9 protein-coding genes are annotated in these 12,182 nt (G+C 68.6%); 2 read left to right on the top strand and 7 right to left on the bottom strand.

Features of this window, described 5'->3' with window-relative positions; all coding sequences use genetic code 11:
* Positions 1–9: 9 nt before the first annotated feature.
* Positions 10–669 carry a histidine phosphatase family protein gene (locus ACIRQP_RS28105; RefSeq protein WP_403894276.1) on the bottom strand — a complete coding sequence of 220 codons (660 nt, stop codon included), beginning with the start codon at positions 667–669 and terminating at the stop codon, positions 10–12.
* A gap of 283 nt (positions 670–952) precedes the next feature.
* Entirely contained in the window at positions 953–1,558 is a 606-nt protein-coding gene (locus ACIRQP_RS28110) for a YdbC family protein (RefSeq protein WP_403894409.1), read from the bottom strand.
* A 202-nt stretch (positions 1,559–1,760) separates the two neighbouring features.
* Here ACIRQP_RS28110 and ACIRQP_RS28115 point away from each other — a divergent pair, with 202 nt between their 5' ends.
* Positions 1,761–2,285 (top strand): TerD family protein, encoded by a 525-nt coding sequence (locus ACIRQP_RS28115; protein ID WP_403894279.1) that lies wholly within the window; start codon positions 1,761–1,763, stop codon positions 2,283–2,285.
* 71 nt (positions 2,286–2,356) lie between these two features.
* On the opposite strand, the gene ACIRQP_RS28120 is transcribed toward ACIRQP_RS28115, so the two are convergent.
* Together ACIRQP_RS28120 and nrdR are read right to left on the bottom strand one after the other, a co-directional pair.
* Positions 2,357–5,254: a vitamin B12-dependent ribonucleotide reductase gene (locus ACIRQP_RS28120; RefSeq protein WP_403894282.1), complete on the bottom strand. Its 2,898-nt coding sequence runs from the start codon at positions 5,252–5,254 to the stop codon at positions 2,357–2,359.
* A 144-nt stretch (positions 5,255–5,398) separates the two neighbouring features.
* Positions 5,399–5,908 carry a transcriptional regulator NrdR gene (gene nrdR / locus ACIRQP_RS28125; protein ID WP_403894285.1) on the bottom strand — a complete coding sequence of 170 codons (510 nt, stop codon included), beginning with the start codon at positions 5,906–5,908 and terminating at the stop codon, positions 5,399–5,401.
* Positions 5,909–6,410: 502 nt separating this feature from the next.
* Between nrdR and lexA the strand changes: the two genes are divergently transcribed.
* Complete coding sequence (gene lexA, locus ACIRQP_RS28130; RefSeq protein WP_030350125.1) at positions 6,411–7,196, top strand: transcriptional repressor LexA; 786 nt, start codon at positions 6,411–6,413, stop codon at positions 7,194–7,196.
* A gap of 124 nt (positions 7,197–7,320) precedes the next feature.
* On the opposite strand, the gene ACIRQP_RS28135 is transcribed toward lexA, so the two are convergent.
* The 3 genes from ACIRQP_RS28135 to ACIRQP_RS28145 form a co-directional block, all read right to left on the bottom strand.
* Positions 7,321–9,291, bottom strand: coding sequence for an ATP-dependent DNA helicase (locus ACIRQP_RS28135; RefSeq protein ID WP_403894288.1), 1,971 nt, complete (start codon positions 9,289–9,291; stop codon positions 7,321–7,323).
* A gap of 38 nt (positions 9,292–9,329) precedes the next feature.
* Positions 9,330–11,249, bottom strand: coding sequence for an IucA/IucC family protein (locus ACIRQP_RS28140; protein WP_403894291.1), 1,920 nt, complete (start codon positions 11,247–11,249; stop codon positions 9,330–9,332).
* Positions 11,250–11,428: 179 nt separating this feature from the next.
* The gene (locus tag ACIRQP_RS28145) at positions 11,429–12,166 is read right to left on the bottom strand and encodes a GNAT family N-acetyltransferase (protein ID WP_403894294.1); all 738 of its coding nucleotides are present in this window, start codon (positions 12,164–12,166) and stop codon (positions 11,429–11,431) included.
* Positions 12,167–12,182 lie beyond the last annotated feature (16 nt).

A 12,182-nucleotide genomic window follows, 5' to 3' on the forward strand; every position in this document is an offset into this window, starting at 1 on the left:
CGGTCATTCCTATCCAGTACGCCCGTAGGGCTCGGGGGTGCGCCAGCGCTCGAACGGCCGGTCCAGGGTGTAGCGCCCGTCCGCGCCGAGCAGCAGGGTCCGTGTCTCCCCGTTGCCCGGGTTCGACAGGGACTCGAACTCCGCCACCGACCAGTGGAACCACCGCATACAGAACAGCCGCATGGTCAGTCCATGGGTCACCAGCAGCACGTTCTCCGGCGGGTCCGGTGTCTCGAAGCTCCGGTGGAGGGACTCCAGGAACGCGCTGACGCGATCGTAGACATCGGCGCCCGACTCGCCCTGCGCGAAGCGGTAGAAGAAGTGCCCGTACGCGTCCCGGTAGGTCTTCTGCAGCCGGACGTCCTCCCGGTCCTGCCAGTTCCCCCAGTCCTGCTCGCGCAGCCGGGGCTCCTCCCGTATCCGCACCAGGTCCGGGTCGAGGCCGAACGCCTCGAACGTCTCATGGGTGCGGCGATAGGGGGAGACGAAGACGCTGACCGGCTCCCGGCCGAACAGTTCACGCAGGCGTACGCCGGTCTCCAGGGCCTGTCGCCGGCCCATCTCGGTGAGCCTCAGGGCATGGTCGGGCTCGCGTTCGTACACCGTGTCGTCTGCGTTGCCCACCGACTCGCCGTGCCGGACGAGAACGATGCGCCGTGGTCGTGCCATGCCACGACCCTAGGCCGTGTCTGATAAATAGCGCCGTCCGCCCGGAGGGCGGGGCTCACGGCGTCTGGTGCGTGCGATCGCAAGGCGGAGGGTCGTCCTCGTAGCGGAGCTACGTGGACGAGCCCGACAACGCGGCGAGCGCGCGTGCCAGACGCCGTGAGCCAGGCGGGATGTGTCAGACACGGCCTAGAAGCGGTCCGGATCGGACCGTGCGACCGCCCGGCGCCGACGCGGACCATCCGACGCAGGCACTGTCCGACGGGCTCCCGGGCGAGCGGCCGGGTCACACCGTCCAGGTCGATTCGAGATCGACGACGTCTCCCGCCAGCGCGGCCACGTCCGCGGCCGTCTGCGCGCGCAGCGTCAGCCGCTCCACCCGTTCGACCCGGTACTTTCCGTGCTCGGCCGCCGACTGCCACATGGACAGCACTATGAACTCATGGCCGGGCGCCTCTCCGAACAGTCCCCGCACCATTCCGGGCGACCCCGCCATCGCGGGGTTCCAGACCTTCTCCTGCATCAGCGCGAAATGCTCGACCCGGTCCTCGTGCACCTTGCAGTGCGCGAACCGCACCACATCGGCGTCCGTGAAGCGCGGCTCGAAACCGGTCTTCACATCGAAGCGGTAGTCGAAGAGTTTGACCTGACTGTCGCGATGTGTCCCCGACTGCGCGGCGGCGAGCCGGTCGTGCGAGCGCGCCATGAACGAGTCGTAGAACGCGCGGCTCTCCCAGAACGAGAAGACATGCGCGACGCCCGGCCTCGCTCTGCTCCATCCTCCGCTCTGCCCCCGGAATCCCGGCTCACCGAGCAACCCCGCCCATTTCCGCTGTCCGCGTTCGAAACCTCGACGGTCGGTCACGGTGCAGCGAATCCACTTGACCAGCACCGCGCCATCGTACGGCGCGGAACGTGGCATCGGTCACGCTCTTCGTGGACGGGAGGAAGCCACCGTTCGGACAGCCGACGAGGCGAGTATCGGCCAACGTGGCGTCAACTGGACTGATCGCGAGGCGGGTTGTCAGCGCCCGGGACTAGCCTTGTGTCCAAGGCTCGGAGATCCGGCCAGGTTCGGAAAAGGGGGAAGACTGGTGAGCAGCCTCAACAGAGGAGTGGAGAAGATCGAGGTCACGCTCAAATGGGACCCCAGTCCCCTGGGCGCGCCCCCGCACGATCTCGACCTGGTCGCCGCGACGTTCACCTCCGGCACCCCGAGCGGCGCCCCTGACTATCTGGTCCATTTCGACAGCCGCTCACCGGACGGCACGATCACACTGGACCGGCAGAGCCGGACGGGCCAGGGCTTCGGCTCCGACGAGGAGATGACGCTGGAGCTGGTGCGGCTGGCATCCTCGTACACCCGTGTGGTGGTGGGCGTGGCCATCCAGCAGCGCGACGGGCGGCGGACGTTCGGCGACATAGTCAATGCCTCGGTCCGCGTCCTGGAGGGGTACACGGAGCTGGCCGCCCACGACTTCTCCGGTGTGACCGGCTCCACGGCGGCGACGTTCGCGGAGTTCACCCGGGACGCCTCGGGTGCCTGGCACTTCCGCACGGCGATCCGCGGATTCGACACCGACATCCAGTCCTTCGGCGCCCTGATGGGCGGCGCCTGACCCACGACGGCCCCGAGGGGCGGCGGCCTCTCGTGCCACCGCCCCTCGGGGGGAACTTACCGCGCTACGACTCAGCTGCAGCCGCTCGTGGAGCCGCATCCCTCGCAGATGTAGCAGGACCCGGCCCGCTGCATCTTCGTGCCGCAGGAGAAGCAGAGCGGTGCGTCGGCGCTGATGCCGAGTTGCATCTCGACCAGTTCGGCCGAGGTGTGCGCCTCCTTGGGCGCCGGGACCACGGCCGCCGCCGGCGCGGCGGGGGTCGGGGTGACCGCCTTCAGCGTCTCCTGCCGGCGCGGGGCCGACTGGGCCAGGTTGTCGATGTCGAGGTCGTCATCGTCCATGGACGGCTCGTACGAACCGGTGTCCAGGTGGCGCTGACGCTCCTCGGCGGAGTGGATGCCGAGGGCCGAGCGGGTCTCGAACGGAAGGAAGTCCAGCGCGAGACGGCGGAAGATGTAGTCGACGATCGACTGCGCCATCCGTACGTCCGGGTCGTCCGTCATTCCGGCCGGCTCGAAGCGCATGTTGGTGAACTTCGATACGTAGGTCTCCAGCGGGACGCCGTACTGCAGACCGACCGAGACCGCGATCGAGAAGGCGTCCATCATGCCCGCGAGGGTCGAGCCCTGCTTGGACATCTTGAGGAAGACCTCGCCGAGACCGTCGTCGGGGTAGGAGTTGGCGGTCATGTAACCCTCCGCGCCGCCCACCGTGAAGGAGGTGGTCAGACCGGGACGGCCCTTCGGGAGACGCTTACGGACCGGGCGGTACTCAATGACCTTCTCCACCGCCTGGCGGATGGTGTCCTCGGCCTTCTCCGCGACCTTCTCTTCCTTCTTCTTCGCGGAGAGCGGCTGACCGACCTTGCAGTTGTCGCGGTAGATGGCGAGCGCCTTGACACCCATCTTCCACGCCTCGAAGTAGACCTCTTCGACGTCCTCGACGGTGGCGGTCTCCGGCAGGTTCACCGTCTTGGACAGCGCGCCGCTGATCCACGGCTGGATCGCCGCCATCATGCGGACGTGGCCCATGGCGGAGATGGAGCGCTCGCCCATGGCGCAGTCGAAGACCTCGTAGTGCTCCGTCTTCAGGCTCGGCGCGTTGATCACATTGCCGTTCTCGGCGATGTGGGCGACGATCGCCTCGATCTGCTCCTCCTGGTAGCCCAGCCGGCGCAGGGCCTGCGGGACGGTGCCGTTGACGATCTGCATCGAGCCGCCGCCGACCAGCTTCTTGAACTTGACCAGCGCGAGGTCGGGCTCCAGGCCGGTGGTGTCGCAGGACATCGCGAGACCGATGGTGCCGGTGGGCGCGATGACCGAGGCCTGCGCGTTGCGGAAGCCGTTCTTCTCACCCAGCCGCAGAACGTCCTGCCAGGCCTCCGTGGCCGCGGCCCAGACCGGGGTGTCCAGGTCGTCGAACCGGGGCGCGGTGGCGTTGGCGTCGGAGTGCTGCTTCATGACGCGCTTGTGCGGCTCGGCGTTGCGGGCGTAGCCGTCGTACGGGCCGACGACCGCGGCGAGCTCGGCGGAACGGCGGTACGAGGTGCCGGTCATCAGCGAGGTGATGGCGCCGGCCAGCGAGCGGCCGCCGTCGGAGTCGTAGGCGTGGCCCGTGGCCATCAGCAGGGCGCCGAGGTTGGCGTAACCGATACCCAGCTGACGGAAGGCGCGGGTGTTCTCGCCGATCTTCTCCGTCGGGAAGTCCGCGAAGCAGATGGAGATGTCCATCGCGGTGATGACCAGCTCGACGACCTTGGCGAAGCGCTCGGAGTCGAAGGACTGGTGGCCCTTGCCGTCGTCCTTGAGGAACTTCATCAGGTTCAGCGAGGCCAGGTTGCACGAGGTGTTGTCCAGGTGCATGTACTCACTGCACGGGTTCGAGCCGTTGATCCGGCCGGACTCGGGGCAGGTGTGCCAGCGGTTGATGGTGTCGTCGTACTGGATGCCCGGGTCGGCACAGGCCCAGGCCGCCTCGGCCATCTTGCGGAAGAGGGACTTCGCCTCGACCTCTTCGATGACCTCACCGGTCATCCGGGCGCGCAGCCCGAACTTGCCGCCGGCCTCGACGGCCTTCATGAACTCGTCGTTCACCCGGACCGAGTTGTTGGCGTTCTGGTACTGGACGGACGTGATGTCGTCGCCGCCCAGATCCATGTCAAAGCCCGCGTCACGCAGGGCGCGGATCTTCTCCTCTTCCTTGACCTTGGTCTGGATGAAGTCCTCGATGTCGGGGTGGTCGACATCGAGGATGACCATCTTGGCCGCGCGGCGGGTGGCGCCACCGGACTTGATCGTTCCGGCGGAGGCGTCGGCACCGCGCATGAAGGAGACCGGGCCCGAGGCATTGCCTCCGGAGGAGAGGAGCTCCTTGGAGGAACGGATCCGGGAGAGGTTCAGACCGGCGCCCGAGCCTCCCTTGAAGATCATTCCCTCTTCCTTGTACCAGTCGAGGATCGAGTCCATGGAGTCGTCGACGGACAGGATGAAGCAGGCGGAGACCTGCTGCGGCTGGGGCGTGCCGACGTTGAACCACACCGGCGAGTTGAAGCTGAAGACCTGGTGCAGGAGGGCGTACGCCAGCTCGTGCTCGAAGATCTCGGCGTCCGCGGGCGTCGCGAAGTACTGGTACTCCTCGCCGGCCTTGCGGTACGTCTTCACGATCCGGTCGATGAGCTGCCTGAGACCGGTCTCGCGCTGCGGGGTGCCGACGGCACCGCGGAAGTACTTGCTGGTAACGATGTTGACCGCGTTCAGAGACCAGAAGTCGGGGAACTCGACGCCACGCTGCTCGAAATTGACCGAGCCGTCGCGCCAATTGGTCATGACGACGTCACGGCGCTCCCAGACCACCTCGTCGTACGGGTGCACGCCGGGGCTCGTATGAATGCGCTCGATACGCAGACCCTTGCCGACCTTGGTCCCCTTGGCTCGGGAACCTCGTGCCGAGCCGCTCGCCGTCTCTGTCATGCCGCCTCCCATATACGTACAAAAACGCCTTGAAGTGCCATGTTCTTCCCGTGGCACAGCGTGTGTGTCTGATGCCTCGGGTACGCACAGGGCGCCCGTGACAGGTCTTTGCCACCGCGGAGCGGCCAGGATCGGGCCGACCGGTCAGTCCGCGGTGGTGGCGGGCACGGGGACCGCACTGGCCCCGTCGACGCCGGTTTCCTCTGAGGGGGGCCGCTCGCGCAGTTCCGCGATGGCGGCCTCGAAGTCTTCGAGCGAGTTGAACGCCCGGTACACGGATGCGAAGCGCAGGTAGGCGACGAGGTCGAGCTCCTGCAATGGACCGAGTATGGCCAGCCCCACGTCGTGGGTGGTCAGCTCGGCACTCCCGGTGGCGCGCACGGCTTCCTCGACCCGCTGGCCGAGCTGCGCGAGGGCGTCCTCGGTGACCGGCCGTCCCTGGCATGCCTTGCGCACGCCGGAGATGACCTTGGTACGGCTGAAGGGTTCGGTCACGCCGCTGCGCTTGATCACCATCAGCGAGGCGGTCTCCACCGTGGTGAAACGGCGGGAGCAGTCGGGGCACTGACGGCGGCGGCGGATCGACGTCCCGTCGTCGGTGGTGCGACTGTCGACGACACGGCTGTCGGGGTGCCTGCAGAAGGGACAGTACATGGTTCCCTCCCCTCCTTCACAGCGCGACTGAATAGCCTCGTCAGGGCCCGGAAACGAGCCCTTCGAAGCACCCCCAGCATAGGCGATGACCTCACCCCCGAAAGCGGGGGGGACCACAACCTCTGGGTGGTTGCGACAATCCAACCACTAGATCTGGGGTTTAACTGCATCCTATGCCCCGACGCGTGTCGCGTGTCGAGGCGGGTGCCGTGACGGTTTCCCGGGGCGGCGCGGACCGGCCACGAGAGTACGGGAAGGGCGCGGCGCGCGGCCTTCCGGGCCGTCCGGTGGAACACTGACCCCGCTGCGGAGGGCGGCGTCCGGGAGCCGGACGGTACGGTGGCGAACGGCCCCGTACCGCGGTCATCGAGCCTGCCTATACACCCAGTCAGATGCTCAAGGCAGACACTCCGCAATTTTTCACTCGAACGTGTGTTTGGCGCAACCTTTCGAAAGCTACTACCGTTGTCCAGCTAGGGAGAACATTTCGAGAGGGGCCGACGTGACCACCACCGCAGACAGCGCCACCATCACTGCCCAGGACCGCTCCCAGAGCCGACTCGAGCCGGTGCATGCCATGAATGACGTACTCACGAACCCGGAGGGCGCCAAGCCGACGCGTTCGTTGCCCGGCCGACCTCCAGGAATCAGGGCGGACAGCTCCGGTCTCACGGATCGGCAGCGCAGGGTCATCGAGGTCATCCGTGACTCCGTGCAGCGGCGCGGATACCCGCCTTCCATGCGGGAGATCGGCCAGGCCGTGGGCCTCTCCAGCACCTCGTCGGTCGCCCATCAGCTGATGGCCCTGGAGCGCAAGGGCTTTCTGCGCCGTGATCCGCACCGGCCGCGGGCGTACGAGGTGCGCGGCTCCGACCAGCCGAGCACCCAGCAGACGGACACGACCGGCAAGCCCGCCGCCTCGTATGTCCCGCTGGTCGGCCGGATCGCCGCCGGTGGACCGATCCTCGCGGAGGAGTCCGTCGAGGATGTCTTCCCGCTCCCCCGCCAGCTGGTGGGTGACGGAGAGCTGTTCGTACTGAAGGTCGTCGGTGACTCGATGATCGAGGCCGCGATCTGCGACGGTGACTGGGTGACGGTCCGCCGCCAGCCGGTCGCGGAGAACGGCGACATCGTCGCCGCGATGCTGGACGGCGAGGCGACGGTCAAACGCTTCAGGCGCGAGGACGGCCATGTCTGGCTGCTTCCGCACAACGCGGCGTACCAACCGATCCCCGGTGACGAGGCGACGATCCTCGGCAAGGTGGTGGCGGTCCTGCGCCGGGTGTGAGTACTCCACCGGCTCCGACCGGGCCCCGGAACCCACTGCGCCGGTTCCGGGGCCCTGCTTTGTCTTCGAGTTTGTCTTCGAGTTTGTCTTCGAGCGGGGTCGACAACGCTCGTACCCAATACACCTAGCGTCCCTCGGCCTGGGCCACCGCGTCGATCGACGCGAGCGAGCGCCGTACCTGATTACGGTCCGTGGTGTACCAGAAGCCGGGCAGTGACGCCCGCAGAAAGCTTCCGTAGCGCGCGTTGGCCAGCCTCGGGTCCAGTACGGCCACGACGCCGCGGTCCCCGCTCGCCCGCACCAGACGTCCGGCGCCCTGGGCCATCAGCAGGGCGGCATGCGTCGCCGCCACAGCCATGAACCCATTGCCGCCGGCCTCCTCGACCGCCTTCTGCCGCGCGCTCATCAGCGGGTCGTCGGGGCGGGGGAAGGGAATCCGGTCCATCACCACGAGCTGGGAGCTGGGGCCCGGCACATCGACGCCCTGCCACAGGGACAGCGTGCCGAACAGACAGGTCTTCGGATCGGCGGCGAACGCCTTGATCAGCTCGCCGAGCGTCTCTTCGCCCTGGAGCAGGATCGGGGCGTCGAGTCTGCCCCGCAGCTCCTCGGCGGCGGCCTGGGCGGCCCGCATCGAGGAGAAGAGCCCGAGCGTACGGCCGCCCGCCGACTCCACCAGCTCCGCCAGCTCATCCATCATGTCGCCGCGCGAGCCCTCCCTGCCCGGTGTGGCCAGATGGCGTGCGACGTAGAGGATGCCCTGCTTGCGGTAGTCGAAGGGCGAGCCGACATCGATGCCCTTCCACTGCGGGATGTCGTCGCCCTCGGTGCCTTCCGGCGCCAGACCCAGCGAGGCGCCCACGCCGTTGAAGTCCCCGCCGAGCTTCAGCGTCGCGGAGGTGAGCACGACGGAGCGGTCGGTGAAGAGCTTCTCCCGCAGCAGTCCCGACACGGAGAGCGGGGCGACGCGCAGGGACGCGCCGAACCGGTCGTGCCGTTCGTACCAGACCACGTCCCACTCGGAACCGTTGGCGATGCGCTCGGCCACGCTATGGACGGATTCGACGGAGGCGAGCGCCTGCTTCCGTACGACGTCCTCGTCCTGGACGGACTTGTCACGGGTCGAGCCGAGCGCCGAGATGACCGTACGGGCCGCGTCGCGCAGCGCCATCAGCGCGTAGCCGAGGTCCTCGGGGATCTCTTCGAGCCGCCCGGGGAGGGCCAGCTCCATCAGCCGCTCGAAGGTCTCGGCCGCCGTCTGCAGGGCGTCCGCGGCCTTCTCGTTCACCAGCTTCGCCGAGCGACGCACGGCGCGGTGGACCTGCCCCGGGGTCAGCTCGCCGGTGGCGACTCCGGTGACCCGTGAGACCAGCTCGTGGGCCTCATCGACGATCAGTACCTCGTGCTGCGGAAGCACCGGGGCGCCCTCGATCGCGTCGATCGCCAGCAGCGCGTGGTTGGTGACGACGACCTCGGCGAGCTTGGCACGCTCACGGGCCAGCTCGGCGAAGCACTCCGCGCCATAGGCGCATTTCGTCGCCCCCAGGCACTCCCGCGACGAGACGGAGACCTGGGACCAGGCGCGGTCGGAGACACCGGGTGTCAGATCGTCGCGGTCGCCGGTCTCGGTCTCGTCCGCCCAGTCCCGCATCCGCAGCAGGTCCTGGCCCAGCTTGCTGGTGGGCGCGGCGGCCTCGAACTGGTCGAAAAGGCCGTCCTCCTCGTCCTGCGGCATCCCCTCGTGCAGCCGGTGCAGACAGAGATAGTTCGAGCGGCCCTTGAGCATGGCGAACTCCGGCCGCCGCCGCAGCAGGGGATGCAGCGCGTCGACCGTGCGCGGAAGATCTCGCTCCACGAGCTGGCGCTGCAACGCCAGGGTGGCCGTGGCCACCACGACCCGCTCGCCGTGGGCCAGGGCCGGCACCAGATAGCCCAGTGACTTACCGGTGCCGGTGCCGGCCTGGACGAGCAGATGGGACGGGGCGTCGATGGCTTCGGCGACGGCCTCGGCCATGGTGACCTGGCCTGGCCGTTCCACACCGCCGACGGAGCTGACGGCGGCGTGGAGGAGCTCGGGGAGTGATGGCTTCGTCATAGCCCGACCACCCTACGGGGCCCCGCTGACAACGGAGGTCACTCGCCCGGCCGCCGGACGGCGAGCGGGTTGGGAACCGTACCGTGCACGGCGGCGTGCGGCCGGTGGGAGCGGTCCCGGTAGCCGTCGAGATGCAGCCGGTTCCGGTTCAGGCAGAGGCGCTGGATACGGGGCGTGAGCAGGTCGAATGTCTCGAAGCGCTCCTTCAGCTCCGGGAACCGCGCCTGGTACCGCAGGACCTCCGCCCGTACGAGGGACCAGAACTCGTCCTCGGACACGCCCAGTTGGTCCTGGCACAGCGGCGCGAGATAGCGGAAGACACCGACGAAGAGCCCTGAATGGATGAACTGGGTGAGGAAGGACGGCTCTTCCGTGAGAAGGACGCTCTTCACGTCTTCGGGCATCGAGTCGTGCTCGGGCAACGGCCGCGCGCTGATGTTCACATCGTCGACGAAGTCCTTGATCGCGAGCCGTACCGGCACGTCCTGGCCGTCGAAGACGACGATGGCGTTCTCGCCGTGCGGGGAGAAGACGGTCCCGTAGCGGTAGAGGAAGTGCAGCAGGGGCGGCAGCAGCGCGGAGAAGAGCCGCTGGAGCCAGTCGGCGGGCGTGAGTCCCGAACGCGCGACCAGTTCGGCGGTGAACGCCCTGCCCTCCGGATCCGTATGGATGAGCGAGGCGAGCGTACGGGCGCGCTCACCGGATGCCAGCCGGGCCTGGAGGGGCTCGCGCCAGATCGCGCCGAGCAACTCCTTGTACTGGTAAGGAACCTCGGGGAGATGGTCGTAAAGGGGGTGTTCAACCGTCACGGAGGCGACTTCACCGAGCAGGATCACCCCGCACTCGTCGCGGAGGAAGGTGTCCGCTTCGCGCACCCCGTGCATCCACGCGGTGACGGCGGGGGCCGCGAGCGTGCGCTCCGTGGGGAGGCCGCGCCAGACGAGGGTGTTGAGGATGGACAGCGGCAACTTGACCGTGTGGCGGTCGGGCCGTCCGAGGTTGAGGAAGGTACGGATGGACTGCTGCGGCAGCCGGAGATCACCGTCGGTGGGGAGCGGGACGATCGCTCCCTCGGCTATGGCGGGGGCGTAGAGCTGAAGCAGTACCTCGTCCCACTGCCAGGGGTGCACGGGGAGGTAGAGATAGCCGGCCGGGTCGAAGCCCCGGCCGCGGAGCAGGGAGTCGAAGCGCTCCCGGACGGCGTCGTCGAGTTCGTCGGCGTAGAGCCGATCGGGTGTGTCGAGCGAGCCGACTCCCCGGTAGGTGGCGAGTGAGGTGCTGACAGCGATCCAGGGGAGCTCGGTGGGTGTGCGGGCCTCGGGCGCCCACCGGTCGGCGTCGGTGGCGGAGAAGCCGCCCCGGCCCTTGTTGAGGACGATCCAGGGGTGGCCGGTCTGGTGTCCTTCGAGTTCGGCGTAGCCGAGGTCGGCGAGGCGTGCGGCGCTGTGGGCGGTGTGGGCGAGCTTCGCGTCGGCGGCGATGGTGGTGGTGAGCTCGCGGACGAGATGGCCGAGGGTCGCGCCGTCGAGGGCGAGCATCTGGCGGGACAGCAGCAGAAAGCGCAGGGGATCCGTGAAGCGCCGGCCGTCGCATTCGAGGGAGCCGGGATCGACGCGCCAGCTGCCGTAGGCGCCACGTGTCGCGCGGAAGGTGAGCGTCTCGCCGCCGTCGAGAGTGAGGGTGTACGGGAGGCCGTCCGTCGAGTCTCGCGAAGAGGCCTCCGAGTCATGCGGAGATCCCTCTTCGGCCGACCGGACCGGTGCCGGCTCGATGATCTCCTCGTACGCGAACTCACCGAGAAGTTTGGCGAGAAGGCGGCCGGCGGCCCGCTCCCAGGTCCGCGGGTTCAGCTCGGGTGGGGAGAACAGCCCGGCCGGCTCGGTGGAACCGGTTGACGAGCCGGGGGATATGGGGCCGGTGAGGCCGGCGGAGTCATGGGTCGCAGGGGACGTCGGCACGTGGACTCCTCGGGGAGGGAACCGATGGGAACGAGGGGGTCGAGCGGGCTGGGCGTCGGGCGGGATGGGCACGGAACGGGCTGAGCATCGAGCGGGCTGAGCATCGAACGGGCGGGCGTCCAGCGGGCTGAGCGTCCAGCGGGCCGGGCTTCGAGCGGGGTGGCCAGGGAGCCGATCGTTCACAGCACATCGCGCAGCGCGCGTTCGCGGACCATGAGAGCGGCTCGTTTGTCGGGCAGGTCGACTTCCGCGGAGAACCGGAAGCCGGCGCTGAGGAAGGCGGAGACGGAGGGCGTGTTACGGAGGTCGGGCTCGGCGATGACGCGCCCGCAGCGGGGACGGTGGTCGAGGACGAGATCGGAGACGGCTCTGAGGAGGGTCTTGCCGACTCCGCGGCCGCGGTTGGTGACGCCTCCCACCAGGAGATGGATCCCGGTGTCGTGCGGGCGTGCGGGGTAGTGCCGCGCGAGCGGGTCGAGGTCCGCTCGGTAGATCTCCCAGTAGCTCATCGGGACTCCGTCGAGCACACCGAGACAGGGAACGCTGCGGCCGTCGCCTTCGAGCTGCGGCCGCAGATGCGCGGCGGTGACCTCTTCCGGCCCCGCCAGCTCCCAGAAGGCGGCGACGGCGGGGTCGTTCATCCAGCGGCTGATCAGCGCCAGATCGCGGGCGACGCGTACCGGCACGAGCCGGAAGACACCCATGGAGGTGGCGGCGGGCCCCCATTCGGCGGGGGCGTCGAGCAGATCGCCGCCCGGGGGGTCGTCGCACGACGGGGTCAGGGCCATCGGATCGCCCTCTCCGAACAGTGCGACGAGCTCGTCGGACCACCGCATGTCGAGGGTGTCATCGGTGCCCCCGCCGGTATGCGGGGTGGGGCCGGCTCCGGTGTCGGTGCCGGCATCGGTGGGAGGCACAGTGGCGCTCTCCTCT

Source organism: Streptomyces sp. NPDC102274, assembly GCF_044766385.1.
GTDB lineage: Bacteria > Actinomycetota > Actinomycetes > Streptomycetales > Streptomycetaceae > Streptomyces.

Coding starts and splice junctions, on each gene's coding strand:
- ACIRQP_RS28105 (WP_403894276.1), bottom strand. CDS start 669: ATGGCACGACCACGGCGCATCGTTCTCGTCCGGCACGGCGAGTCGGTG.
- ACIRQP_RS28120 (WP_403894282.1), bottom strand. CDS start 5,254: ATGACAGAGACGGCGAGCGGCTCGGCACGAGGTTCCCGAGCCAAGGGG.
- nrdR (WP_403894285.1), bottom strand. CDS start 5,908: ATGTACTGTCCCTTCTGCAGGCACCCCGACAGCCGTGTCGTCGACAGT.
- ACIRQP_RS28135 (WP_403894288.1), bottom strand. CDS start 9,291: ATGACGAAGCCATCACTCCCCGAGCTCCTCCACGCCGCCGTCAGCTCC.